The sequence below is a fragment of the Enterobacter soli genome (assembly GCF_964208575.1).
Classification (GTDB): domain Bacteria; phylum Pseudomonadota; class Gammaproteobacteria; order Enterobacterales; family Enterobacteriaceae; genus Enterobacter; species Enterobacter soli_A.
Genome location: NZ_CAXOFU010000013.1, coordinates 1 through 25,627, shown reverse-complemented (window position 1 = coordinate 25,627; position 25,627 = coordinate 1). Strand labels below are relative to the sequence as shown.

At 59.1% G+C, this 25,627-nt stretch carries 25 protein-coding genes; 10 read left to right on the top strand and 15 right to left on the bottom strand.

Annotation, left to right across the window (positions count from 1 at the left end):
- Nucleotide 1: 1 nt before the first annotated feature.
- Nucleotides 2–1,393: a PLP-dependent aminotransferase family protein gene (locus AB6V08_RS14365; RefSeq protein ID WP_368543532.1), complete on the bottom strand. Its 1,392-nt coding sequence runs from the start codon at nt 1,391–1,393 to the stop codon at nt 2–4.
- 102 nt (nt 1,394–1,495) lie between these two features.
- Here AB6V08_RS14365 and AB6V08_RS14360 point away from each other — a divergent pair, with 102 nt between their 5' ends.
- The 7 genes from AB6V08_RS14360 (at nt 1,496) to AB6V08_RS14330 (ending at nt 6,228) form a co-directional block, all read left to right on the top strand.
- A complete protein-coding gene (locus AB6V08_RS14360; protein ID WP_368543531.1) occupies nt 1,496–1,975 on the top strand; it encodes a carboxymuconolactone decarboxylase family protein in 480 nt (159 codons plus the stop codon).
- 152 nt (nt 1,976–2,127) lie between these two features.
- Nucleotides 2,128–2,451, top strand: a complete 324-nt coding sequence (locus tag AB6V08_RS14355; RefSeq protein WP_368543530.1) for an antibiotic biosynthesis monooxygenase — start codon at nt 2,128–2,130, stop codon at nt 2,449–2,451.
- Nucleotides 2,444–2,842, top strand: coding sequence for an amino acid-binding protein (locus tag AB6V08_RS14350; protein ID WP_368543529.1), 399 nt, complete (start codon nt 2,444–2,446; stop codon nt 2,840–2,842). Before AB6V08_RS14355 ends, AB6V08_RS14350 begins: the two co-directional genes overlap by 8 nt.
- Nucleotides 2,814–3,509 (top strand): ArsR/SmtB family transcription factor, encoded by a 696-nt coding sequence (locus AB6V08_RS14345; RefSeq protein WP_368543528.1) that lies wholly within the window; start codon nt 2,814–2,816, stop codon nt 3,507–3,509. The genes AB6V08_RS14350 and AB6V08_RS14345 overlap by 29 nt, the downstream gene beginning before the upstream one ends.
- A gap of 118 nt (nt 3,510–3,627) precedes the next feature.
- Nucleotides 3,628–4,095, top strand: a complete 468-nt coding sequence (locus AB6V08_RS14340) for a MarR family winged helix-turn-helix transcriptional regulator (protein WP_368543527.1) — start codon at nt 3,628–3,630, stop codon at nt 4,093–4,095.
- Nucleotides 4,095–5,162, top strand: a complete 1,068-nt coding sequence (locus AB6V08_RS14335) for an HlyD family secretion protein (protein ID WP_368543617.1) — start codon at nt 4,095–4,097, stop codon at nt 5,160–5,162. Before AB6V08_RS14340 ends, AB6V08_RS14335 begins: the two co-directional genes overlap by 1 nt.
- Nucleotides 5,152–6,228: a DUF2955 domain-containing protein gene (locus AB6V08_RS14330; protein ID WP_368543526.1), complete on the top strand. Its 1,077-nt coding sequence runs from the start codon at nt 5,152–5,154 to the stop codon at nt 6,226–6,228. Before AB6V08_RS14335 ends, AB6V08_RS14330 begins: the two co-directional genes overlap by 11 nt.
- Here AB6V08_RS14330 and AB6V08_RS14325 read toward each other — a convergent pair.
- Genes AB6V08_RS14325 through AB6V08_RS14315 form a run of 3 tightly spaced genes read right to left on the bottom strand, consistent with a single transcriptional unit; the run spans nt 6,225 to nt 8,982 of the window.
- Nucleotides 6,225–7,496, bottom strand: a complete 1,272-nt coding sequence (locus AB6V08_RS14325; RefSeq protein WP_368543525.1) for a DUF445 domain-containing protein — start codon at nt 7,494–7,496, stop codon at nt 6,225–6,227. The two genes, AB6V08_RS14330 and AB6V08_RS14325, sit on opposite strands and share 4 nt — an antisense overlap.
- Nucleotides 7,497–7,551: 55 nt before the next feature.
- A complete protein-coding gene (locus AB6V08_RS14320; RefSeq protein ID WP_368543524.1) occupies nt 7,552–8,190 on the bottom strand; it encodes a LysE family translocator in 639 nt (212 codons plus the stop codon).
- 48 nt (nt 8,191–8,238) lie between these two features.
- Nucleotides 8,239–8,982, bottom strand: coding sequence for an AraC family transcriptional regulator (locus tag AB6V08_RS14315; protein ID WP_368543523.1), 744 nt, complete (start codon nt 8,980–8,982; stop codon nt 8,239–8,241).
- A gap of 224 nt (nt 8,983–9,206) precedes the next feature.
- Between AB6V08_RS14315 and AB6V08_RS14310 the strand changes: the two genes are divergently transcribed.
- The gene (locus AB6V08_RS14310) at nt 9,207–11,747 is read left to right on the top strand and encodes a penicillin G acylase (RefSeq protein WP_368543522.1); all 2,541 of its coding nucleotides are present in this window, start codon (nt 9,207–9,209) and stop codon (nt 11,745–11,747) included.
- Between the two features lie 138 nt (nt 11,748–11,885).
- Nucleotides 11,886–13,256, top strand: a complete 1,371-nt coding sequence (locus AB6V08_RS14305) for an NAD-dependent succinate-semialdehyde dehydrogenase (RefSeq protein ID WP_368543521.1) — start codon at nt 11,886–11,888, stop codon at nt 13,254–13,256.
- Between the two features lie 55 nt (nt 13,257–13,311).
- Here AB6V08_RS14305 and AB6V08_RS14300 read toward each other — a convergent pair whose 3' ends face one another.
- On the bottom strand, nt 13,312–13,857 hold the full coding sequence (locus AB6V08_RS14300) for a YfaZ family outer membrane protein (protein ID WP_368543520.1): 546 nt from the start codon (nt 13,855–13,857) through the stop codon (nt 13,312–13,314).
- Between the two features lie 486 nt (nt 13,858–14,343).
- Between AB6V08_RS14300 and AB6V08_RS14295 the strand changes: the two genes are divergently transcribed.
- A complete protein-coding gene (locus AB6V08_RS14295; protein WP_368543519.1) occupies nt 14,344–15,312 on the top strand; it encodes a hypothetical protein in 969 nt (322 codons plus the stop codon).
- Nucleotides 15,313–15,360: 48 nt separating this feature from the next.
- Here the strand turns inward: AB6V08_RS14295 and yjiA are convergent, their stop codons facing one another.
- The 10 genes from yjiA to hpaH all read right to left on the bottom strand — a co-directional run bounded on the left by yjiA (nt 15,361) and on the right by hpaH (nt 25,579).
- Nucleotides 15,361–16,314, bottom strand: a complete 954-nt coding sequence (yjiA, locus tag AB6V08_RS14290; RefSeq protein WP_368543518.1) for a GTPase — start codon at nt 16,312–16,314, stop codon at nt 15,361–15,363.
- A 10-nt stretch (nt 16,315–16,324) separates the two neighbouring features.
- Nucleotides 16,325–16,528 carry a YbdD/YjiX family protein gene (locus AB6V08_RS14285; RefSeq protein ID WP_368543517.1) on the bottom strand — a complete coding sequence of 68 codons (204 nt, stop codon included), beginning with the start codon at nt 16,526–16,528 and terminating at the stop codon, nt 16,325–16,327.
- A 96-nt stretch (nt 16,529–16,624) separates the two neighbouring features.
- Nucleotides 16,625–18,778, bottom strand: coding sequence for a carbon starvation CstA family protein (locus tag AB6V08_RS14280; protein ID WP_368543516.1), 2,154 nt, complete (start codon nt 18,776–18,778; stop codon nt 16,625–16,627).
- A 219-nt stretch (nt 18,779–18,997) separates the two neighbouring features.
- Entirely contained in the window at nt 18,998–19,255 is a 258-nt protein-coding gene (locus AB6V08_RS14275; protein WP_368543515.1) for an HTH domain-containing protein, read from the bottom strand.
- A 137-nt stretch (nt 19,256–19,392) separates the two neighbouring features.
- Complete coding sequence (locus AB6V08_RS14270) at nt 19,393–19,905, bottom strand: 4-hydroxyphenylacetate 3-monooxygenase reductase subunit (RefSeq protein ID WP_368543513.1); 513 nt, start codon at nt 19,903–19,905, stop codon at nt 19,393–19,395.
- Between the two features lie 17 nt (nt 19,906–19,922).
- A complete protein-coding gene (gene hpaB, locus AB6V08_RS14265) occupies nt 19,923–21,485 on the bottom strand; it encodes a 4-hydroxyphenylacetate 3-monooxygenase, oxygenase component (protein ID WP_368543512.1) in 1,563 nt (520 codons plus the stop codon).
- Nucleotides 21,486–21,703: 218 nt separating this feature from the next.
- The gene (gene hpaA, locus AB6V08_RS14260) at nt 21,704–22,594 is read right to left on the bottom strand and encodes a 4-hydroxyphenylacetate catabolism regulatory protein HpaA (RefSeq protein ID WP_368543511.1); all 891 of its coding nucleotides are present in this window, start codon (nt 22,592–22,594) and stop codon (nt 21,704–21,706) included.
- A 9-nt stretch (nt 22,595–22,603) separates the two neighbouring features.
- Nucleotides 22,604–23,947 carry a 4-hydroxyphenylacetate permease gene (gene hpaX, locus AB6V08_RS14255; RefSeq protein ID WP_368543510.1) on the bottom strand — a complete coding sequence of 448 codons (1,344 nt, stop codon included), beginning with the start codon at nt 23,945–23,947 and terminating at the stop codon, nt 22,604–22,606.
- A 21-nt stretch (nt 23,948–23,968) separates the two neighbouring features.
- The gene (hpaI, locus tag AB6V08_RS14250) at nt 23,969–24,766 is read right to left on the bottom strand and encodes a 4-hydroxy-2-oxoheptanedioate aldolase (protein WP_368543509.1); all 798 of its coding nucleotides are present in this window, start codon (nt 24,764–24,766) and stop codon (nt 23,969–23,971) included.
- Nucleotides 24,767–24,775: 9 nt separating this feature from the next.
- Nucleotides 24,776–25,579, bottom strand: coding sequence for a 2-oxo-hept-4-ene-1,7-dioate hydratase (hpaH, locus tag AB6V08_RS14245; RefSeq protein WP_368543508.1), 804 nt, complete (start codon nt 25,577–25,579; stop codon nt 24,776–24,778).
- Nucleotides 25,580–25,627: the final 48 nt, after the last annotated feature.

Here is a 25,627-nt window from a genome sequence, read left to right as displayed (position 1 = left end):
TTCAGCGCAACAGCGCAAGCGTCTGCCGTTTTGGTCGTTCCAGCAGTTCAACCGCCTCCTGATACGTCCGCACGTTGTTGTAGCCCATCACCAGCCCGTAGCGTTTGCCCGACCCGCGATACCACTCCGACAGCGCGTTAACCTGCAGCTGATGCTGCTGCCAGCACTGCGCCACCTCGCGATCGCCGCTGCCTGTGGTTAAAAACGCCACGATGTGCATCCCGCCGTCGTTTTGCTCGGTGAAAAACAGATCGCCGTACACCTCGTTCAGCGCGGCAATCATCCAGTCCCGGCGGGTCTGATACAGCGCGCGCATCTTTTTGAGGTGGCGGAAAAAGTGTCCCTCGTCGAGAAAGCGGGTGAGGATCTTCTGCGTCAGCACCGGCTGGCCGCTGGCGACGATATCCGCGCAGTCGGTGAACGCCTCCACCGTGCTGGCGGGCATCACCACGTACCCCAGACGCAGCGACGGCATGATGGTTTTGCTGAAGGTGCCCATAAAGATCACCCGGTCGTGCCGGTCGAGGCTTTTCAGCGAAGGCAGCACCTTGCGGGTGTAATGGAATTCGCCGTCGTAATCATCCTCAACGATCCACGCCTCGTTTTGCGTGGCCCAGTCGAGCAGCTGCTGCTTGCGTGGCAGGGAGAGCGTGACCGCCAGCGGGCTTTGGTGCGACGGCGTAACGATGGCAAACCGGGCATCGCGATGGTTGCGCAGCAGGTATTCGGTATCGAAGCCTGAGCGATCCACGGGCACGGTGTGCAGGCGCGGGACGATCCGCTTCAGCAGCTGTTGCCCCATAAAATAGCCCGGATCTTCGAACACCACCTTGTCGCTGCGGCTCGCCAGGGTGTCGAGGATCAGGCGCAGGCTGCCGCTGTAGCCGCTGGTGATCAGCACCTGTTCAGCGGTGCAGGACAGCCCGCGGGAAATGTTCAGGTAGCGGGCGATGGCTTCCCGCAGGGGATACCAGCCCATCACGGGCGGGTTAAGCATCTCCTCCTGGCGCATGGATCGCGTCGCTTGCCCCGCCAGCAGCAGCCACTTTTTATAGGGAAAAACGTCGAGCGCCGGAATGCCGGGACGCAAAAATCCGGCGCGCTCGCGCTGGCTAATGAGCGATGCCGGGAGCGTGCCGGTCACCGGTTCGGCAGGAGGCGTCACCGCGGCGGGCAGCGACAGGTCGGGGTTGACCCGCGTGCCGCGCGCGCCCTGGCTCACCAGATACCCTTCCCCGATAAGGATGGCGTAGGCGGTTTCGACCGTTTTGCGCGCGACCTTTAGCTCCTCCGCCAGCACCCGAATGGCGGGCACTTTGTCGCCGGGCTTCAGCACGCCGCGCGTAATGTTGTCGCGATAGCGGGTGTAAATATCGTGATAGCCCGGCTTCATGTCCTACCTCATTTCATGCTTTTTGTATCTTTTTACTATGTCATTAACGGCGTAGATTTGCCTCATCGCATTGCGTATGCCGCACACAAAAGAGGAAAGACAATGAGCACTCGCGTTAACCACCATAAAGCTACACCTGCACTCGCCAAAGCGCTGTCCGACCTGAGCATGGAGGTGGCAAAAACCTCCCTCGATCCGGCGCTGAAGCACCTGATCGACATCCGCGTTTCCCAGCTGAACGGCTGTACCTTCTGTCTGGATATGCACTCGAAAGAGGCCAAAATTGCCGGCGAGCGCGAGCTGCGCCTGTACCATCTGGCGGCGTGGCGCGAGTCACCGCTGTTCAGCGCCCGCGAAAAAGCCGCGCTGGCCTTTACCGAAGCGCTGACCCAGATCGGCGTTCACGGGGTGAGCGATGCGCTGTACCGCAGCGTGGCGGAACACTTCTCGGACGTGGAGATTTCAGAGCTGAACTTCGCGATTGTCGCCATCAACGCCTGGAACCGCCTGGGGATCACCTCCCGCATGGAGCCCGGCTCGCTGGATGCGGCCTACGGTCTGAACAAGGCGAACCTGGAGTAACGCCGCGTGGTAGCCAAAAGCCCCGCTTGACGGGGCTTTATTCCGTAGGCCGGATAACCCCGCCGCCAGCCGACAAAACGCTTCGCTCCCCGCCGAAGCATCGCGTCCGTTTTGCCTTCATGCTCTGCGTCACACCACAACGGAGAGACACCATGATCGCAGTCATTTTCGAAGCCAAAGCCGAGCCCGCCCATCAGGCGCGCTACCTGCAGCTGGCCGCTGAGCTGAAGCCGCTGCTGGCGGATATCGACGGCTTTATCGACATAGAACGGTTCCAGAGCCTGACCACCGACGGCAAAATCCTGTCCCTCTCCTGGTGGCGGGACGAAGAGGCCGTCCGCCGCTGGAAGCAAAACGTGTTTCACCAGGCCGCTCAGGCCGAGGGTCGGGAATCGATTTTTGCCTACTACCGCATCCGCGTGGCGCAGATGGTGCGGGAATACACTTCTGAAGCGCGGGGGCACGCCGATGTATGACGTTCACGTGATTTTCAATAATGCTCCGGGCGAGCTGGCGCGGTTTGGACAGCTTCTCGGCCAAAATGGCGTGGGGCTGGAGGGGGGAGGCGTGTTTGGCCTGGAGGCGCATTTTCTGGTGGAGGAGGGGGAGAAGGCCCGGCAGGTGCTGCTTGCGGGCGGGTTTAGGGTGCAGTCGGTGCGCCAGCCGCTGATCCGCAGGCTGAAGCAGGAGCGACCGGGCGAGCTGGGGGAGATTGCCGCGGCGCTGGCCGCTGCGGGCGTGTCTATTCTTACCCAGTACAGCGACCACGCGAATCACCTTATTCTTCTGACCGATGATGATAAGCTGGCTGCCGAAATCACCGAACCCTGGGCTGCCCATGTTAAAGACCCGCACCTCCCCCGATAGCCACGCCGCGCTGGAGCAGGCCGTGGCTGCGATAGCCGCCGCGATGGCCGATCCTTCGCGGGTGAAAATGCTCTGCGCGCTAATGGACGGGCGGGCGTGGACCGCCACCGAGCTGAGCGCGGTGGCGGATGTCGCCCCCTCAACCGCCAGCGGGCATCTCGCCCGGTTGGTGGAGGGCAAGCTGATCGGCTGTCTCTCGCAGGGCAGGCATCGCTATTACCGCCTGGCCGGGCACGAGGTGGCAGAGCTTATCGAGCAGATGATGGGGCTGTCGTGGAGCCGGATCGCGCCGCCGGAGACAACGGCTCCCCCGTCCATGCGCGAGGCGCGCACCTGCTATGACCATCTGGCGGGCAGGGTCGCGGTGCAGATCTACGACTTTATGCAGGCCGAAGGCTGGCTTGCGCCCGACGGCGCGGCGCTGACCCCTTACGGGCAGGAGCAGTTCCTGGCGCTGGGGATCCCGCTGCGCGCCCACGCTCGCCGCAAAGCCTGCTGCGCCTGCCTCGACTGGAGCGAGCGCCGGTTCCATCTCGGCGGCGAAGCGGGGGCCGCGCTGCTGCGCTATCTGGACAGCAAAGCGTGGATAAAAAGAGTGGAAGGCTTTCGCGAGGTCGCGATCACCCCGTCCGGACAGGCCGCCATTCTTAAGCACTTCAGCCGCTAATCACGCCCGCGCGTCCGGGCGTTTTCTCCTTTTCGCAATTCCTGCTGTTTAGCCTCTCGTTTCTTGATGGTTATCCTGATAACTATTATCCTGCTTCGGTGTGATGAGAGGACTCCCCATGAGTGAAGAAGATCTGTTTTGCCGCAGGCCGATGGGCATGCGGATGGCGATGATCGTGCGTCAGTGGCGCGCGGTGATTGATGACGCCATCGTCGACACCGGGTTAACCCAGTCGAGCTGGACGGTGATGATGCAGCTTTATCAGCTTGGGGATAACGTCTCGGTCAGCGAGCTGGCGGAGGTGCAGGGCATCGAACTGCCGCCGCTGATGCGCACGCTCACGCAGCTGGAAAAGCAGGGATATCTGCTGCGCACCACATCGCCCTACGACAAGCGCATCCGGCTGTTGGCCCTCACGCCCGAGGGAAAGGCGGTTCTGGGCACGCTCACACGGGTTATCGAAAACTTTCAGGCGCGGGTGTCGCAAAATATCCCGCCGGAACATCTCGACATTTTTAGCACCACCCTGAATCAAATCGCCTGCAATTTGCGGACAATCCGCGAAGAAGATAATAAGACTGAATAATCATGACGCCTGAACAAAAATTTGCCCGCTGGGTAAGGGTCAGTATTGCCTCTTTCCTGCTGATGTTTGTCTATTTTATCGTCGCGGATATCTGGATCCCGCTGACGCCGGACTCCACCGTGATGCGCGTGGTCACCCCCGTGTCGGCGCGCGTGTCCGGCTACGTGGCGGCAGTGCACGTCCACAACAACAGCCAGGTGAAGAAGGGCGACCTGCTCTTCGAACTGGACGACACGCCGTTTCGTAACAAGGTCGAAGCGGCGCAAATCGCCCTGCAACAGGCGCGCCTGACTAACGATCAGCTGGACGCGCAAATCGCGGCGATGCAGGCCAGCCTCAAAACGGCGGTGCTGACCGCGCGTAACGACAGGGTGACGTTTGAGCGCTATCAAAAGCTCAGCACCCTGCAAAATGTATCGCAGTCGGATCTGGATAAAGTGCGCACTACCTGGCAGAGCAGCGAGCAGTCGGTCAGTTCGTTGAACGCCAGCCTTCAGAACCTGCGCATTCAGCGCGGCGAGCGGGACGAGCACCGCAACGTCACGCTGCAAAAGTACCGCAACGCGCTGGATGAGGCCGAGCTCAACCTCGGCTGGACGAAGGTGTACGCCGAAGCGGACGGCACGGTGAGTAACCTGCAGCTCAGCCCCGGCTTTTACGCCTCCTCCGGCTCGGCCGCGCTGGCGCTGGTGAATAACCAGACCGATATCGTCGCGGATTTCCGTGAAAAAAGCCTGCGCCATACCCATCAGGGCACGGACGCCGCCGTGGTGTTTGATGCCTTCCCGGGGCAGGTATTTCGGGCGCATGTCTCGAGCAGCGATGCGGGTATTCTGGCGGGGCAGGAGGCGGTGAACGGCGAGCTTTCCCAGCCGGAAACCTCCAACCGCTGGGTGCGCGACGCCCAGCGAATGCGCATTCACGTCACGCTCGATGAAACTCTGCCGAAGCATCTGCCGACCGGCGCGCGCGCCACGGTGCAGCTTTACAACAGCGAAGGGCCGTTCGCGCGCTTCTTCTCCGGAATGCAAATCCATCTGGTGAGCCTCCTTCACTATGTCTATTAGCACGCTGGCGCGGGTCTTCACCCCGCATGGCAATATCGTCTATACGCCGAATGACTTTCGCCAGACGCTGCGCATCGTCTTTGCCGGGATGATTGCCCTCAGCATTTCGAGCTTTTACAACACCAGCTACGGCGTATTTTTTGTGGTTTACCCCATCATGCTGCTGTCGCTGGTGCCGGTCTTTAACCGCCACGTTGCCAAACAGTTTATCTTCAGCGCGTCGCTGAACTGCGTCGAAATGGTGATTATTATCGGCTATCTGTCGCAATGGCCGCTGATCATGACGCTGGTGGTGTTTGCGCTCTACGTGATGCGTTTTCGCTTTATGAGCAAAGGGCCGCTGTTTCTGTTTGGCTCGATGGGCGTGGTGTGCCAGAGCGTGATGCTCAACTTTATGAGCTACCCTACGACCAACTGGCACACGCTGCTGTTCTCCAACATCGAAGCGAGCGTGATGGCGGTGTGCCTCAGCGCGCTAATGAACTACCTGCTGCCGGACGTCGAACCCCGCAGGCCGCCGCCGCTGATTGAAAAAGACGACGCCCGCGTGCGCCACGAGTCGCTGCTCTCCGGCACCGTTGCCACGATGATTTTTGTCATCTTCCAGATAAGCGACCTGAGTGATTCCCTGTCGGCGCTGATGGCGGGCATTCTGATCCTGTTCCCGATGCACTATCGCGGTGCGGTGATGAGCTCCATCTGGCGCGTGGTTGGCGTGGTGCTGGGCTGTCTGTACATTCTGGTGGTGCAGCTGATCCTCTACGACCACAGTAGCCACATGCTGCTGATGATGCCGCTGATCGGCCTCGGGCTGGCGTTTGGCGCGCGCCTGCACGTGATGGAGAAGGTGGGGGCGGGCGTCGGGTTTGCCAGCATCACCACCATCGGCATTATGTTCGGGCAGAACATGCACCCGGACAGCGACCTGGTGTTCAGCGACCTGTACCGCATCAGCTCGGTGACCTTCTCGCTGGTCGCCACGCTGACGATGGTCTTCCTTATGCATCTGATACTCAACCGTTTCGCCGCGACACGCTACATCATCGCGCCCCCTCAGCAGGATTAACGCGCCAGCACCTCGGGCAGTTGCGAGAGCAAAAACAGGATCAGGCCAATGGTGCCCCCCACAAGGGTGCCGTTGACGCGGATAAACTGCAGATCTTTGCCGATGTTCAGCTCGATCTGGCGCGACATATCCCTCGCGTCCCAGCTTTTCACCGTGTCGCTGATGTGGCGAGTCAGGAAGGCGGCGAAGTCCGGCGCCACGCGGTGCGCCGCCTGCTCCAGATGCTCGTTCAGCGAGGCCTGCAGGCTGGCGTCCGCCGTCAGCGTTTCGCCAAACCATAGCCCGGCGTTGGCGATGCGCTGCTTCACCCGGGAATCTTCGCTTTGCATGTCCGCCTTCAGCCACTGGCGCAGGTCGGCCCACATCTCGCCAAGATAGCGGTTAAAGGCTTCATCGTTTTTCAGGTAGTGCTTGATGTTGTCGGCTTTGGCCGCCATCTCCGGGTCGTTTTTCAGGTTGTCGATAAACCTGAGCGTGGCCCGGTCGAACGCCTGACGGATCTGGTGCGTGCGGTCGTGGCTGATGTCGTCCAGCAGGGTGTTGACCGCGTTGGAGATCATCTCCGCGCTCTGGTCGCCCAGCCATTCGGTCGGCAGCACCATCGCCTTGCGCGGGTGCTCCGTCTCCAGCCAGTGAACCACCTGCGCGGCGATAAACTCCCGCGAGCTTTCCCGCTGAATCAGCGTAATCAACCGGTTGATAATGGCGTCCAGCAGCACCTGATGGCGGCTGTTTTTGGTCATGCTTTCCAGCATCACGGCGCTGGTTTCGGTGAGATCCACCTTGTCGATGGCCTTATGCACCGCGCGCTTGAGCAGGCGCTGAATGCGCCCGTCATCGGTCAGCTCCAGAAAACCGCTCATCACCTGGATCAGATGCTGACCCACGCGCTGGGCGTTGTCCGGCTGGCTGAACCAGGCGCCGATCATCTTCGCGGGCTCATAGCGGTGGATCAGCGCGACCAGCGACTGCGTATCCAGAAACTTCTCCTGGACGAACTGGCCAAGGTTGTCGCCAATCCGGTCTTTGTTGCGCGGGATAATCGCCGTATGGCGCGAGATAAACGGGATCGGCACCCGGCGAAACAGCGCGACGACCGCAAACCAGTCCGCCAGCGCGCCGACCATTGCGGCTTCCGCAATAGCCTTGACGCCACGCACCCACAGCGTCTGCGGCAGGAAGAGGGTGGTGATAAACGCCGCCATGGCAACCAGCAGCAGCGACAGCGCCAGCAGCTTGGCGCGTTTAAGTTCGGTATGTTTTTCCATGGGTTAAGGATAGAAGGTTATGGGGGGGAAGTGCAAAGTGGTGAGTCCCTTTAGCTCAGATCGTCGTTTCAACCAACCGCCACAAAATCCACCCGCCAAACGCCATCAGCACCCCGCCCGCGCCGCGCTCGATAAGCCATATTGAGCGGCTCAACCTCTGCTGTACCGCGGGCAGGCCGATAACCGACACCAGGGCGAGATCCCACGCCAGCACCACCGTTACCATCCAGATGCCGCATGCGGACTGCTGAAGCAGGGTCACGTCCGGCCCTAGCAGGGACGTCATCAGCGCCAGGTAGAACAGCGCGTTCTTGGGGTTGAGCAGCGCGGAGCCGAGGCCGAGCAGGATCTGCTTAGGCCACGAGGGGCGCTGCTGCCGGGTTTCGTGAAGCGCCAGCGCCTGCGGGCGGCTGCGCACAAGGTGCGAACCTATCCAGAGCAGGTACAGCGCGCCGCACAGCTCGATAAGGGTGAACAGCCCCGTAAACTGGCGCAGCGCGTTCCAGCCGATAATCACCAGCAAAATATACAGACCATTGCCCGCCGCGATCCCCAGACACAGCCCGGCGCTGCCGCGCAGGCGATAGCGGGCGGCGTAGCCTACCAGCAGGAAGAAATCCGGGCCGGGGCTTAACAGGGCGACGAAGTGCGCCAGCGCCAGGGCAAGAAAAGCGGAGGGAAATAAGAGTTCCATAGCGACCTCAGAAGCGAATACCGAGGCCAGACTACTGCGCGGAGAAACCTATTTATTGTCAGATATTGATCGCCCCGTCGCGTACTGGCGCGGCGTGGCCGCCGTATAGCTGACGAAGGTTTTGTGGAAATGGCTCTGATCGGCAAACCCGCTCTGGTAGCCCACGTCCGCGATGTCGTCCCCGGCGCGCAGCCGCGCCTTGGCGTATTCCACCCGCGAGATGTTCAGAAAGCTGCCCGGCGTCAGGCCGGTGTCCTGCCGGAAGGTGCGAATCAGCGTCTCTTTGCGCAGGGAAAAGGCCTGCGCCAGCGCGTCCAGCGAGGGCGGATTGGCTAGCTCGGAGGAAAAAACCTGCTGTAAGTGCTGGCTGGTGGATCGCAGTGCTTTTTCCTCGTTTATGCGTCGGGGAAGGGCTGCGAGCAGCGCGTTCAGGGAGGCTGTCGACATGTTCTTCACCACCTCAAGGTAAAGGCTAAACAGGTTTTCATCGCGAATCACCTGCGGCGCGACGGGGAGATCGGCGTCGATGTAGAGCATGTGATAGCTGCGCGGCGCTCCCGCGACCGGATTACAGCTGTGCGGGACGTGCGCCGGGATAACGATGATGTCCCCCGGAGCCAGAAGGTATTCCTCCTCGCGGCACGTGCAGCGCGTGTTCCCCTCCACGATTGCCCCCACGGATAGCTGCGCGTGGCTGTGACGCTTATAGGCCTGGGTGCTCTGCCAGGTGCTGCGCAGCTCAACGCCGGGACGGCGGGTAAAGGTCTGATCGATATCGCGCGGAGTAGTCATCGCTCTGTCCTGAGGGGGTTTTTACCTGTTATATCACAGCGGAAGCGCGCGTCAGAGGAAGGTGTGTTTAGAAGTGATTCGTTTCAGATCACATTTAAGTATTAATTGTATCAATAATTAGCTATCAGACTCACAGTTCATACTGAAATCATTCCAGGTGGATAGATAACGACCGCGCGGTTGCTAGTATCAACTCGCTAATCATACACCTGCAAGAGGATACAATGAAAAACAGAAATCGTATGATCGTGAACTGTGTTGCTGCTTCCCTGATGTGTACCTGGAGCCTGTCGGCGCTGGCGGAAAACGCGCCGACGGAGATCAAGATTGTTCGTGATAAATACGGCATGCCGCATATCTACGCTGACGATACCTATCGCCTGTTTTACGGCTACGGCTACGTCGTGGCGCAGGACAGGCTGTTCCAGATGGAGATGGCGCGGCGCAGCACCCAGGGAACGGTGTCTGAAGTGCTGGGGAAAACCTTCGTTAAGTTTGATAAGGATATCCGCCAGAACTACTGGCCGGACTCGATTCGGGCGCAGATCGCGGCGCTGCCGGAAGAGGATAAGGCTATTTTGCAGGGCTACGCCGACGGCATGAACGCGTGGATCGATAAGGTCAACGCCAGCCCGGACACCCTGTTGCCCAAACAGTTTACGACCTTCGGATTTGCGCCGACGCGCTGGGAGCCCTTTGACGTGGCGATGGTTTTTGTCGGCACGATGGCAAACCGCTTCTCCGACAGCACCAGCGAAATCGACAACCTGGCGCTGCTGACCGCGCTGAAAGACAAATACGGCGCCCGGCAGGGCATGGCGGTGTTTAACCAGCTGAAGTGGCTGGTTAACCCCTCCGCGCCGACCACCATCGCGCCGCAGGAGAGCCGCTACCCGCTCACGTTTGATCTGAAAAAGGCACAAACGGCGGCCCTGCTGCCCCGCTACGACCTGCCCGCGCCGATGCTCGACAGGCCGGCCAGGGGCGCCGACGGTGCGCTTCTGGCGCTCGGCGCCGGGCAGAACCGCGACGTCATCGCCGCACAGTTTGCCCAGAGCGGCGCCAACGGCCCGGCGGGATACCCGACGACCAGCAACATGTGGGTGATCGGCAAAAGCAAAGCCCAGGACGCGAAGGCGATTATGGTCAACGGCCCGCAGTTTGGCTGGTATGCCCCGGCCTACACCTACGGCATTGGCCTGCACGGGGCGGGGTATCACGTCACCGGCAATACGCCGTTTGCCTATCCGGGGCTGGTCTTCGGCCACAACGGCGCAATTTCATGGGGATCGACCGCAGGCTTCGGCGACGATGTCGACATCTTTGCTGAAAAGCTCTCGGCGCAAAAGCCGGGGTATTACCAGCATAACGGCGAGTGGGTGAAAATGCTGAGCCGCGAAGAGAAGATTGCGGTGAAGGACGGCGAGCCGGAAACCTTCACCGTCTGGCGCACCGTGCACGGCAACGTGATCAAAACCGATCCTGCAACCCACACGGCGTATGCGAAATCGCGCGCGTGGGACGGCAAAGAGGTGGCGTCGCTGCTGGCGTGGACGCACCAGATGAAGGCCAAAAGCTGGAGCGAGTGGACGCAGGAGGCGGCGAAGCAGGCGCTCACGATTAACTGGTACTACGCGGATCTCAACGGCAATATCGGCTACGTCCACACCGGGGCGTATCCGGATCGCCGACCGGGCCACGATCCGCGGCTGCCCGTTCCCGGCACCGGAGAGTGGGACTGGAAAGGGCTGCTTCCCTTCGCCATGAACCCAAAGGTGTATAACCCGCAGTCGGGCTATATCGCGAACTGGAACAACTCGCCGCAGCAGGGGTATCCCGCTTCGGATCTGTTTGCGTTCCTGTGGGGCGGAGCGGATCGCGTCACCGAGATATCTACCCTGCTCGACGAGCAGCCGCGCTTTACCCCGGATCGGGCGTGGGACATCATCCGCAAAACCAGCCGTCAGGATCTTAACCTGAGGCTGTTCTTGCCCGCGCTGCAGCAGGCGACGGCGAGCTTACCGCAGGACGATCCGCGCCGTCTGCTGGTGGCGACGCTGGCGGGCTGGAACGGAACTAACCTGCTGAACGAAGACGGTAAAACCTGGCAACAGCCGGGCTCGGCGATCCTGAATGCCTGGCTCACCAGCATGTTAAAACGCACCGTGGTGGCCGCCGTGCCGGAGCCGTTCAGCGCGTGGTACAGCGCCAGCGGGTACGAAACCACGCAGGACGGGCCGACCGGATCGCTGAACATCAGCGTGGGGGCGAAAATCCTCTATGAAGCGCTGCAGGGGGATAACTCTCCGATCCCGCAGGCGGTGGATCTCTTCGGCGGCAAGCCCGCGCAAGAGGTGGTGCTGGCGGCGCTTGACGAGACCTGGAAGACGTTGTCCACGCGCTACGGCAAGGATATGGCGCAGTGGAAAACCCCGGCGATGGCGCTCACCTTCCGGGCCAATAACTTCTTCGGCGTGCCGCAGGCGGCTCCGGAAGAGGCGCGGCATCAGGCGGAGTATCAAAACCGTGGAACGGAGAACGACATGATTGTCTTCTCGCCGTCGTCGGGTGACAGCCCGGTTGTCGCCTGGGACGTGGTCGCGCCGGGCCAGAGCGGGTTTATCGCTCCGGACGGTAAGGCCGATAAGCACTATGACGATCAGCGGGAACTGTATGAAACCTTCGGCAAAAAACCGCTGTGGCTGACGGCGCAGGAGGTTAATGCCCATAAGGAGTCCGAGGAAGTGCTGCGGGTGACGCGGTAAGGGCTGCCGTCCCCCCGGCGTGCATCCGCGGGGGACGTTAAGCGGATCGGAAACCTCCGGATATACCCAACTTTACCTTCACGCCCAGTCGTATTGACTACCCTTAATACCCTAAGCGGTAATTAATGGAGATTCGATATGGCTTACCAGACAGTAAATCCTGCCACCAACCAGCTCATCAAAGAATATCCCTCCCACACCGATGCGGATGTCGAAGCGGCGCTAAAAGCGGCCGATGCGCTTTACCACTCCGACTGGGCGAAAGGCGACATCGAGCAGCGTTTGCCCGTGCTGCATAAGCTTGCCGATCTGATCGACGAGCGCGTGGAGGATCTGGCTAAAATCGCCAGCCAGGAGATGGGTAAGCTCATCGAACAAAGCCGCGGTGAAGTGAAGCTCTGCGCGAAGATTGCCCGCTACTACGCGGACAACGCGAAGGAATTCCTGGCTCCCGTGAAATACGACTCCGGGCTCGGCGACGCCTGGGTGGAACATCACCCGATCGGCGTGCTGATGGCCGTCGAGCCGTGGAACTTCCCCTACTACCAGCTGATGCGCGTGCTGGCACCAAACCTGGCGGCCGGTAACCCGGTGATTGCCAAACACGCCAGCATCGTTCCGCACTGCGCAGAGACTTTCGCCCATCTGGTGCGCGAAGCGGGCGCGCCGGAAGGGGCCTGGACGAACCTGTTTATCTCTTCCGATCAGGTCTCGAACATCATTGCCGACGATCGCGTGCAGGGCGCGGCGCTGACCGGCTCTGAAAAAGCGGGCAGCGTGGTGGCGGCGCAGGCAGCGAAGCACATCAAGAAATCGACCCTGGAGCTGGGCGGAAACGATGTGTTCGTGGTGCTGGACGATGCTGACCTCGAAAAAGCGGTGAAGATCGGCGTCAACGCGCGCCTCGCAAACGCCGGGCAGGTCTGTACCGCGGCCAAGCGCTTCATCCTGCACGAGAAAATTGCCGACGCGTTCCTCAGCAAATTCACCGAGGCCTTTAAGCAGGTGAAGATTGGCGATCCGCTGGACGAAACCACGACCCTGGGGCCGCTCTCCTCCAAAGATGCGCTTGAAACCCTGGCTAAGCAGGTTGATGAAGCGGTGAAAAACGGGGCGAAGCTGCACTACGGCGGTAAACCGGTGCAGCGTGACGGCAGCTTCTTCGAGCCGACGATCCTGACCCATATCTCCCGCGAGAACCCGGCGTACTTCGAAGAGTTCTTCGGCCCGGTGGCGCAGATTTACGTGGTGAAGAACGACGACGAAGCGGTCGCGCTGGCGAACGATTCCCACTACGGGCTGGGCGGCGCGGTGTTCAGCCAGGACATCGAGCGGGCGAAGAAAATGGCGTCGCGCATTGAGACCGGGATGGTGTACATCAACTGGCTCACCGATACCGCCGCAGAACTGCCGTTTGGCGGGGTGAAGCGCTCCGGCTACGGCCGCGAGCTGTCGGATCTGGGGATCAAAGAGTTTGTGAACCAGAAGCTGGTGGTGGTGCGGAAGTAACGGCGCCCATAAAAAAACCTGCCTGACGGCAGGTTTTTTTTATTCTGAGGGAGCCTTAGAAGCTCACGCCGCCGCCAACGTAGGCGCCGTCAATCAGGGTGTGGTTAGGACGACCGTCTTTGCCGTCAACGCTCACGTGGCGGTAACCCACTTTCAGCGTGACAGGCTTGATTGGCGTCCAGCTTACGCCGCCGTTGGCTTCAACGTAGTTTTTCACGCTGTTGTTCAGGCCGTCCGGTGCCACATAGCCTTCGCCGAAGACGTGAATGCTGTCGGTCAGAGCCACATTCACGCCGCCACCGATTGGGAACGCGACGCCGTTATCGCCTTTTTTCGGGCCGATGTAGATAGCTTTTGCCCCTGCGTTCAGCATCACCGGGCCCACTTCCAGGTTATAGCCTGCGCCAACGCCGCCGGTCTGGGTGCCATCATCGGTATTTTTGAGCCAGTTACCTTCGGTGTACAGACCGGAAGTGGATTTCCCCATCTCTACGTTCAGGTTGGTAAAGTTTTTACCCTGCTCGATGCTGCCGCCCATTGCCAGTGCGGAGCCAGATACGGCGGTTAGTGCGGAAAGGATAAGGATGTTAAGCTTTTTCATGAGTATTTCCTCGTCATCAAATTAATCTGAGGGCACCTTACCAAGCGATGTTTATGACTGCAAATGTGACTGTGGTCGCGTTTTTATGCTGTTTTTGTTAACAGTTATGCGAGTGGATGTTGCTGAGAAGTTGGTTTGTCGCGGCGTCAATGCGTAACATTTTCGCGTTTAGGCGAGGTTTAATTTTTTGTCTAAACGAACGCTGAACAGGCCCGGGATATTGATTTGAAGCGAATTAATTGAGTTTCTAATAATTTCCGAAAGTGTTTCAGATGACATATATAAAAACGTAAATTTACATTTAAGCGCGCATTATGACATTCAGATGAAAGATTTCATGTGTTCGCGTAAGACCCACTTTTTCTGCTCATACGCCTTTTTTTAGGTAACAAGTAGCCGCACAATTAAAGTTCTTGTATATAATCTCGTTTATTCTTGAATGGTAGATAAAGTTTTATTAATTTATTCAATTGGTTAAGGGACAATATGATAGTGATACGAGTGTGGCGAGGTGCTTTGGAACATTTTAAAGAAAAAAAATTAGATGCAGCAGTATCTATTTATTGCATTTTTGGAGTTGCCTTTGCACCAAAAGCAATCGAAGATAGTAATTATATTATGGCGGTAATTTCTATTATCTTCGTGATTTTTGCTTGTACGCAAAGTAAGCGAATTGAAGAGTATTTTAATTTCTTTATTAATGAAAATAACGAAACGACTTTATCAAAGTCAGCTGGTAGCTTTGTTTTGTTATCATGCTGTTTATTTATAATATTACTTTTTTCGGTGAATATTCTCCCAAATGTAATAACTTATTGGGTTGCTTTTTTATTTGCCTTAAGTATTCTTATAAGTGCTATTTTAACAATATTTGATCTCGAGAAAGAAAAAAACAGTAAAGCGATCGGAATAAGAATAATCGTTTTCTCGGCTATCCCTCTGATTTATACGTTTACCAGTAGTTACTCGTCGAGCCTGTTTCTAGAGATTAGTAACCTTAACATCGCAGTTTCACCGTGGCTTGAGTATTGTTGGAAAGTTTCGGCTTTTCTTATTTTATTTTTAATGTTATCCCAGCCTTTTTGTTACGTTCTATTCTTAGCATTCAGCGATAAAGCCAAAGGATACAGAATTTTTACTCTTTTTGGAGTTTTAATTACGTCAATATTTTTATTCGTTCTTATCCCCTCTATGCTTGGTGGTGTGGCTTACTATGTCTTGAATTCGGCTATTAATAGTGAATGGAATAGCAAAGCAAAATGCGGACAATTGATTATCAGTAATCCTTGGGAAAAATATTTCGGATTTAACACCGAAAAATATACTGTTTTTTATTCTTTCAGAAATGGTATGTGGGGGTTTGAAGAGTTTACATGTAAGAAAAGGCCCGACGGTGGGGACTATTATGTCATTGAGTCCTTACCTACGAATAGTATTCCTAATTGGTTGAGATAATTACATTGAGCCTACACTTTAGCGTAGGCTCAATGCTCGTACGTCTGGTTACTTCTTCAGCCCCGCAAACGCCGCCCGAATGTCCTCTTCCGGCAGCGCTAAACCAATAAACACCATCACGCTACGCGGCGGTTCGTCGCCCCAGGGTCTGTCCCAGTCGGCGCTGTAGAGGCGCTGTACGCCCTGGAACAGCAGGCGGTTTGGCTCGCCGTCGATCCACAGCATCCCTTTGTAGCGCAGCAGCTTATCGGCAAACGATAGCAGCAGGTTTTCCATGACGCGGGAAACGTCGCTGATATCCACCGGGTAATCCAGCTCCACCACAATCGAGGAGACATCGTTTTGCTTGTCGGCGATGAAGTGGAAGCGCGGTTTCGCGGTGACGTTCTCTTCCAGCATAAAGCCGTTGGTGTTGAACAGCTGATACAGGTCGATATCGCCGTGGGTCACGGTATAAATCGGCGCGCGGGCGTTGATGCGGGTCAGGCGCTCGCGCAGCTTGACGCTTTCGCCCGCCACGTCGGTTTTGGTCAGCAAAATGCGGTCGGCGTAACCCACCTGGGACTGGGCGATAGTGAACTGGTTCATCTGCTCGTCAGCGTGAACCGCGTCGACGAGGGCAATCACGCCGTCCAGCAGGTAGCGCTGGCAGAGGATATCGTGGGAGAAAAAGGTCTGAATAATCGGGCCGGGGTCGGCCATGCCGGTGCACTCAATCACCAGGCGGTCGAAGTCGATCTCCCCGCGATCGCGGCTGTCAAGCAGGTCGAGCAGGGCGTCTTCTAATTCGTTTGAGCGGGTGCAGCAGATGCAGCCGTTGGTCAATGTTTTGATCTGCGTGGCGCGATCGCCAATCAGCTGGTCGTCTACCGAGACTTCGCCGAACTCGTTTTCGATGACGGCGATTTTGAAGCCGTGCTGCTCGTTCAGAATGTGGCGCAGTAGGGTAGTTTTACCGGCGCCAAGAAAACCGGTCAGCAGGGTAACAGCAATCGGGGTCATGGTTTCTCCTTTAGCAGCAGCGGACGCCGCCTTCTCCACTTCCGCCGTAGCGCGCTTCCTGGCGCTCGCGGAAAAATTCGGTGTAGGTCACGTAGGGCTTATCCGGATGGTTGGTCTTCATATGCTCAACGTAGTTGTCATAGTCCGGAATGCCAATCAGCATTTTCGCCGCCTGACCGAGGTATTTTTTTGCTTCGCCTAAGTTACCAAACATTGTGGGTTCCAGATAGAAAAAGCCCGGTGGCGCTACGCTGACCGGGCCTACAGTACCGTTGTAGGGCGGGTTAGCGCAGCGCCACCCGCCATTGTTTTAGTGGTGTGATGAGGTCTTCACGCCGCCTTCAGGAACCGGCACGTACGGGGTCTCTTTATCCGTACGACCTTCGGCGTTACGCACTTTCATCCAGGTTTTGATACCGTAGAAGATGATGCTGTAAACCACCACCAGGAACAGGATACTCAGGCCTGCGTTGGTGTAGTTGTTCACGACGATATGGTTCATGTTAGCAATCTGCTGGGCAGTCAGGTCACCGCCGCCCGCCGCAATTTTCTCTTTGTACTGGTTAGCCATGAAGAAGAAGCCTTCCAGCTGCGGGTTGGTGCTGAACAGCTTCAGACCCAGCGCCCAGGTGGTGCACAGCAGCAGCCACAGCGCAGGCACCACGGTGACCCAGATGTATTTGGTGCGCTTCATCTTCACCAGCACCACGGTGCCGAGCACCAGCGCCACGGCGGCCAGCATCTGGTTAGAGATACCGAACAGCGGCCACAGGCTCTTCACGCCGCCCAGCGGGTCGACAACGCCCTGATAAAGCAGATAACCCCACAGGCCTACGCAGCCCGCCGTACCGAGAATGCCCGCCACCAGAGAGTCGGTTTTCTTCAGGAACGGTACGAAGTTGCCCAGCAGGTCTTGCAGCATAAAGCGGCCAGCACGGGTACCCGCATCCAGCGCGGTCAGGATGAACAGCGCTTCGAACAGAATACCGAAGTGATACCAGAAGCCCATGTCGGCCCACGGCAGCACTTTGTGGAACACGTGCGCGATACCGACCGCAAGCGTTGGTGCACCACCGGCGCGGTTCAGCACGGACGGCTCACCGATGTCTTTCGCGGTCTGCATGATCTGCTCAGGCGAAATCACGAAGCCCCAGGAGCTGACGGTTGCCGCCGCGTGTGCGCTGGCCTCTTTCAGCTGCGCCATGATCAGCGCCGCGTTGTCACCACCCATCTCATGCAGGTTTGGCATGGTAATGCCCAGACCCGCCGGCGGGGTGTTCATCGCGAAGTACAGACCCGGCTCGATGATAGACGCGGCAACCAGCGCCATGATCGCCACGAAGGACTCCATCAGCATCGCGCCGTAACCGATAAAGCGGGCGTCGGTTTCGTTGGCCATCAGCTTCGGCGTGGTGCCGGAGGAGATCAGCGCGTGGAAGCCAGAGACAGCGCCACAGGCAATAGTAATAAACAGGAACGGGAACAGCGCGCCTTTCCACAGCGGACCCGTGCCGTCGACGTACTGCGTCACCGCAGGCATTTTCAGCTCTGGGTTGATGATCACAATACCAATCGCCAGACCGACGATAACGCCGATTTTCAGGAAGGTCGCCAGGTAGTCACGCGGTGCCAGGATCAGCCATACCGGCAGCAGGGCAGAGACAAACGCGTAGCCAATCAGCACGAAAGTAATGGTGGTGTCTTTGAAGGTCAGCGCCGGGCCCCAATACGGGTCGTGAGCAATCACGCCGCCGAAGTAAATCGACGCCACCAGCAGCACAATACCAATCACCGACACTTCGCCCACGCGACCCGGGCGCAGGAAGCGCATGTAGATACCCATGAACAGCGCAATCGGTACGGTAGAGCAGACGGTAAACACGCCCCACGGACTTTCCGCCAGCGCTTTCACCACGATCAGGGCCAGCACTGCGAGGATGATGATCATAATCAGGAAGCAGCCGAACAGGGCAATTGTCCCCGGCACGCGGCCCATCTCTTCTTTGATCATCTCGCCAAGCGAGGAGCCGTTACGGCGCGAGGAGATAAACAGCACCATAAAGTCCTGCACCGCACCCGCCAGCACCACGCCCGCCAGCAGCCACAGGGTACCCGGCAGGTAGCCCATCTGCGCGGCAAGCACCGGGCCCACCAGCGGGCCAGCGCCTGCGATGGCGGCAAAGTGGTGGCCAAACAGCACGTAGCGGTTGGTTGGCACGTAGTTCAGGCCGTCATTGTTAATGACCGCAGGCGTGGCGCGCGTCGGGTCGAGCTTCATGACCTTCTGCGCGATGTACAAGCTGTAGTAGCGATAAGCCACAAGGTAGACGGAAACAGACGCGACCACGATCCACAGGGCGCTGATGTGCTCGCCCCGGCGCAGTGCGACAACCGCCAGACAAAAAGCGCCGAGGATCCCGAGTATGGCCCAGGGCACGTGCTTCAGTAGTTTTTTCGTATCCATAGTTAGACCTGGTTTTTTATGTAAAGAAAAATGGGTCAGAGTTTGTTGTGAGGGGGTATTGATTAGTGCTGGTGCGATCGTGCCAGAGGATCGGGCGTGTAAAGGACGGTAAATGGGTGAGTGGTTGTAAGCGGTGGGTAAGCGGTCAAAGGTGGGGGCGAGTGGTTCAGGCTCGCCGACAGCGGGCGGAAATATGTGATTGAGATCACTCAGGTAAGTCTAGATCCCGACGGGATCGGGCTTCGCTTCCGGGCACTGTCCGCATCGACAGTGCAGGAAGGCGGCGTTCAGCCGGTACTGCCCTTCGCCGTCGTGTTCAACGATCGGCGAGAGTGCCTGTAAATCCCGGTACACCGTGCGTTCGGTAATGCCAAATTTTCGCATCAGATCGTTGCGGTTAACGCACCCGTCGCGGTGCAGGGAAAGAATAATATCAACCAGACGTTCAGCCGAGCGGCTGCGGATTGAAGGGGCCATAAGACCTTCCAGCGTTAAGCGGGCCAGCGTGAAGACCCGGAAAATTTATCTTATGGATAGTTAACGGCGTACCTTAGCGGAAACCTTAATGTTTTTTGCGGGAACCGCGCTGGCCGAGGCCGACCAGCGCGTGGGGATCAGATAACGGCGTCCATCTCCATCATCACCGGGTGGAAGCGGCGTTTGAAATAAATCAGGCCGTGTCCCTCCTGGCTGAGAACGATATTTTTGATTTCAACCAGATAGACCAGATGCGTCCCGATGGCCTGCACCTGGCTTATCTCCCCTTCGAGGCTCGCGAGCGCGCCTTTCAGCACCGGCTGACCCTGGGGGCCTTTTTGCCAGCAGGCGAGGCTAAACCGCTCCTCCATCGTCATGCCGGTCATGCCCGCAAAGTGGCGCGCCATGATCTCCTGCTCGTGGTTCAGCACGTTCACGCACAGCCTGCCGTTGCCCTGGAACACCGGGTTCATGGCGCTGTTAGCGTTAATACAGACCATCAGCGATGGCGGGGTATCGGTCACCGAACAGACCGCGGTGGCGGTAATGCCGCAGCAGCCCGCGTCACCGTCGGTGGTCACGACGTTAACCGCCGCCGACAGGCTGGCCATGGCATCGCGAAAGCGCAGGCGTTGTTCATCAGTGTGCATTGAAACCTCCCGCTGCGTTATTTCAGCAGCTTATCCAGCATGTTGATATCGGTATTGTTGTGCAGGTGCGGTACGGTCCAGCCGTGCTGGTCGTACTCGGACATGCAGCGGTCAACCATCGCCATCATCTTGTCCATGTTGCCCGAGCTCTGCGCCTGGCGCAGGCACTGCAGGCGAATTTCATCCTGACTACCGGAGTAGTTGATTTCGTACAGCTCGTGACGGCCGCCAAACTCGCTGCCGATAGCGTCCCACATCAGCTTCAAAATCTTGATGCGCTCGACGTGATCCATGCCGTTCGAGCCGCGCACGTATTTCGCCAGATACCGATCGATCTGCGGGTTGTTCAGATCCCGCGCGCTGGACGGCAGATAGATCAGCCCGGAGGTGACGTTACGTTCGATGATGTTCTTGATCTTGGCGTAGGCCATCGGCGCCATCACGCGGTAGGTTTGCAGCGCGGCGTGATCCGGCAGATACGCCCCGTTGACCCACGGGGTGGCTTCGGAACACATGGAGTCGCTCAGCGCCCAGAACATGTTGCGCCAGGCCACTACTTCGCCGAGGTCGGCCTGCACCCCGCGGAACTCCAGCGTGCCGGTACATTCCAGCGACTTTTTCAGCAGGGCGGTGATGAAGTCGAGCTTCACCGCCAGGCGCACGCAGGCCTGCAGCGGATACATGCGGGCAAAACCCCCCTCCATCGTCCAGCGGCGGCAGCGGTCGAAATCGCGGTAGATCAGCACGTTTTCCCATGGGATCAGCACTTTATCCATCACCAGGATCGCATCGTTCTCGTCAAAACGGCTGGAGAGCGGGTAGTCATACGGCGATCCGGTGGCGCCCGCCACCATCTCGTAGGAGGCGCGGGAGATCAGCTTCACCCCCTCGGCGTCCATCGGCGCGACGAACATCAGCGCGAAGTCCGGGTTTTCGCCCATCACCTGCGCGGAGCCAAAGCCGATCATGTTGTAGTGGGTTAGCGCCGAGTTGGTGGCAACCACCTTCGCGCCGCTGACGATGATTCCGGCGTCGGTCTCTTTTTCCAGCTTGATGTAGACGTCTTTCACTTCGTCGGCGGGCTTATGGCGATCGATAGGCGGGTTCACGATGGCGTGGTTAAAGTACAGGCCGGTTTCCTGAATGCGCGTGTACCAGCTGCGGGCGTTCTGCTCGAACTGGCCGTAGAAGGCCGGGTTCGCGCCAAGCGCGCAGCCGAACGCCGCCTTGTAGTCCGGGGTGCGGCCCATCCAGCCGTAGCTCAGGCGCGACCACTCGGCGATGGCGTCGCGCTGCTGGCGCAGATCGTCGGCGCTTTTCGCCACGCGGAAGAACTTATGGGTGTAGCCGCCGCTGCCGGTGTCGGTGCCCCAGCAGAGGGTGTCCTGCATGTCCGGCTTGTGCAGCGCATCGTACATCTGGGCGACGGAGGCCGCCGCGTTGCGAAATGCCGGGTGCGTCGTGACGTCTTTTACGCGCTCGCCGTAGATATAAATCTCGCGGCCGTCCTGCAGGCTTTTTAAATACTCTTCGCCGGTTAACGGACGTTTCGCATCGGTGCGGAAATCTTCAGGCTTCATAGGGACCTCGTATCGGAAGTTGGTTTGTTAAATTTATGTTTTGTTTTTGTTGTTCAATTGAAGCCTGAGAGGGGCGGAACGTGAAGGGACGATTGGGACAACGGCGGGTACTTTTCGGGCGGGTATTGGAATTGTGATCGGTGTCCCCTCTCCCCAAAGGGGCGAGGGGGTAATCGTTCCCTCTCCCCTTTGGGGAGAGGGTTAGGGTGAGGGGGGAATCACGACACCGGTACTTTCTGCGCCCGATACGCGCTCGGCGAGCACCCCACTAAGCGATTAAAAAATCGTGCAAAATAGGCCGGGTCCTTAAATCCCAGCTGCCAGGCGATCTCATTCACCGCACTGTCGGAAAACAGCAGCAGGCGCTTGGCTTCACGCAGCTGACGGTCGAAGATCAGCCGCTTCGGCGGGCGGTTGGCGAAGCGGCGGCAGATATCCGTCAGGCGGGATTCGGTGATGTGCAGCGCGCAGGCGTAGTCCGGCACCGTCCAGTGCTGGTGGAAGTGGGCGTCGATCGTCTGGTTAAAGCGCTGGAACAGCTTCAGCTCGCCGCGCATCCCGCCCGCGGCGTGGTCGTCGAGCTTCGCGTTGCGCAGCAGCAGGGTAAACACCGCCTGCGCCAGCAGGACCAGCGTATGCTCTCGCCCCGGCAGCTGCGCGGTGGATTCCCGCTCGATCAGCTGCCAGTAGTGCTTCAGCGCCGCCAGCTCGTCGGGTTTATCCGCCAGCGACAGGCACATTCCCGGCAGGCCGAAGGCTTCCCGCGTGCCGGGGTAGAGCACCTCCAGCAGCGGCCAGATCAGATCCTCGCGCACCGTCAGCACGTGCCCGTCGCTGTCGGATTCGGTGATAAACGCGTGCGGCACCGACGGCGGCGTGAGGACGAACAGCGGGGCCTGCACCGAGTAGCGGTGATCGTCGAGCTGCAGCTCAATCTGCCCGGTATCGAGAAAGTGCATCTGAAAGAACTGGTCGTGGCGGTGCGCCTGCATGTCGCGGCCAAAAAAGGCCGCCATGCGCGCAAACGACTGATAGTGCACGTCGTCGGTGCCCAGACTCTCGTCGTACTCTTTGCTGATATCGATATTGGCGATCGGGCTTTGGCACATAGCCGCTCCTTAATGACTCTTCTGCGCCGCCATGCCCGGCTCGCGCTCAAGGCTCTCACGCTGGGTCATCGGGATGCGCGTCAGCACCAGCGCGCCCACCACCAGCAGCCCGGCCACGAACCACAGCCCCGAACTGAAGCTCCCGGTGGCGTCGCGCAGAATCCCGATCAGCAGCGGGCTCACGGCCGATCCGACGTTACCAATGGCGTTGATCACCGCCAGCGCCACTGCGCGGGATCGCAGGCTGATAACCCGATCCGGCGTAGTCCAGAATATCGCCATAGCGGTAAAGGATCCGGTTGAGGCCATGATGATGCCAAAAAGCTGGATCAGGCTGTGATCGGTGGCCGAGGCCAGCATCCATCCCGCCGCCGCGAACAGGTACGGCAGGATGGTGTGCTTTTTTCGCTCTTTCAGCCTGTCCGAGCGGCGGCTCCACCAGATCATCCCGAGGATAGTGCAAAACTGCGGGATCGCTGCCAGCAGGCCGATGACGATATTGCTGCTTCCCGTGTTGAAGCTTTGCAGGATCTGCGGCGTCCAGATGTTGATCGCGCTGAGCGTATTGGTCAGGCAGAAGTAGGCCAGCGTGTAGAGCAGTACCGCCGGGGTCAGCACTTCGCGCAGGGTCGAGCGCGCCGAGGAAGGCTGCGCCACGGCCAGCTCCTGCTCCCGGGCAATCATCGTTTTCAGCGCCTGCTTTTCGTCGTCATCCAGCCAGGTGGCCTGATCCGGCGTGTCGTTGAGGAAGAACCAGGTCACCACCCCGAGCACCACCGACGGCAGCCCCTCCAGCAGGAACAGCCACTGCCAGCCCTTCAGGTTCCACAGCCCGTCCATCGCCAGAATGTAGCCGGAGAGGATCGAGCCCAGCATCATGGTCACCGGCATGGCAATCATAAACAGCGCGTTGGCGCGGGCGCGGTGGTACGCCGGGAACCACCACGTCAGATACACCAGGATCCCCGGCAGGAAGCCGGCCTCGGCAATGCCCACCAGCATGCGCAGCACGTAGAGCGTTTCCGGGCTGGTGGCGAACATGGTGCAGGTAGAGGCGATGCCCCACACCACCATGATCCCGGCGATCCAGCGGCGTGCGCCGACCTTCGCCAGCATGATGTTGCTCGGGATCCCGCACAGCACGTAGGTGACGTAAAACAGCGTCGCGGCCAGGCCAAACATGGTGGAGGTCAGCCCCAGATCTTTGCCCATCGTCAGCCCGGCAAAGCCGATGTTGATCCTGTCGAGAAACGAAAAGACGAACAGGACAAAGAGAAACACGATCAAACGACGAAACAGCTTGTTTATAACGCGATGTTCAACAGCTTTATTATCATGTGTTTGCAGGGTCATAGGGTGCTCCACATCGTACTGTTAGTAGACGGATTTATTGTTATTAAGTGACGTAACCGGACTCTCGATAAAGCGTGCCGCCAGCGCTTCGGCGCCGCGGGCGAGCAGGGTGGTGTCGACCCCGACGGCGACGAACAGCGCCCCGAGTTCGAGATAGCGTTTTGCCAGCGCTTCGTTTGCCATCAGGATGCCGGGGGCTTTACCCGCCGCCCGGATTTGCGCGATAGCCTGCTCAATGGCGGCCTGCACCTCCGGGTGCTGCGGGTTACCGGCGAAGCCCATGTCGGCGCTGAGATCCGCCGGGCCGATAAACACCCCGTCGACCCCTTCCACGTCCAGGATCTGCGGCAGGTTTTTCAGCGCCTCGCGGGTTTCTATTTGCACCAGCACGCACATGGCGTCATTGGCGCGCTGGAGGTAGTCCGGAATGCGGTTCCAGCGCGAGGCTCTCGCCAGGGCGCTGCCCACGCCGCGAATGCCCGCAGGCGGGTAGCGGGTGGCGCTCACCGCCAGACGGGCTTCGCTGGCGTTTTGTACCATCGGCACCAGCAGGGTTTGCGCCCCGACGTCCAGCAGCTGTTTGATCTGCACCGGATCGTTCCACGACGGGCGCACCACCGGCTGGCTGGCATAGGGGGCGATGGCCTGAAGCTGGGTAAGCACGGTTTGCACGCTGTTTGGCGCGTGCTCCCCGTCGATGAGCAGCCAGTGGAATCCGGCGCCCGCCAGCAGTTCAGCGCTGTAGCTGCTGGTCAGCCCGAGCCACAGGCCGATTTGCGGCGTTCCGGCTTTCAGCGCGGCTTTGAATGCGTTTTCCATGGCCTTCTCCTACACAAAGCGGCAGCTGATGGAGCCCATGTTGCCGTAGTCGACGTGGAAGGTGTCGCCCTTGCTGGCGGCAACCGGGCGGGTAAAGGAGCCGCCGAGGATGATCTGCCCGGGTTCAAGCTGCACGTCGTACGGCGCGAGCTTGTTCGCCAGCCACGCCACGCCGTTAGCCGGGTGATTCAGCACCCCGGCGGCAACGCCGGTCTCTTCAATCACGCCGTTGCGGTAGAGCAGGGCGGAGATCCAGCGCAGATCCAGAGCGTCGGGCTTAATCGGGCGGCCGCCGAGGATCACCCCCGCGTTGGCGGCGTTATCCGAGATGGTGTCGAACACCTTGCGCGGGCGCTGGGTGTCCGGATCGACGTTATGGCAGCGGGCGTCAATCAGCTCCAGCGCCGGGATGACGTAGTCCGTGGCGTTGTACACGTCGAACAGGGTGCAGTTCGGGCCGCGCAGCGGTTTTGCCAGCACGAAGGCCAGCTCCACCTCAATGCGCGGAACGATAAAGCGGTCGGCAGGGATATCGCTGCCGTCGTGGAAAAACATGTCGTCGAGCAGCGCGCCGTAGTCCGGCTCGCTAATCTGGGAGCTGGCCTGCATCGCTTTGGAGGTCAGGCCAATTTTGTGTCCTTTCAGCACGCGGCCTTCGGCGATTTTCAGGTTCACCCATTCGCGCTGTACGGCGTAGGCGTCTTCAATCGTGATCTCCGGGTATTCCAGCGAGATCTGGCGGATCTGCTCCCGGGACTGCTCCGCCTGGTGCAGGCGATGGGCGATCAGGGTATGGGTGTGTTTGTCGAGCATGGCGATATCCTGTTTTATGTTTTTTCTCCCTCTCCCCGTGGGAGAGGG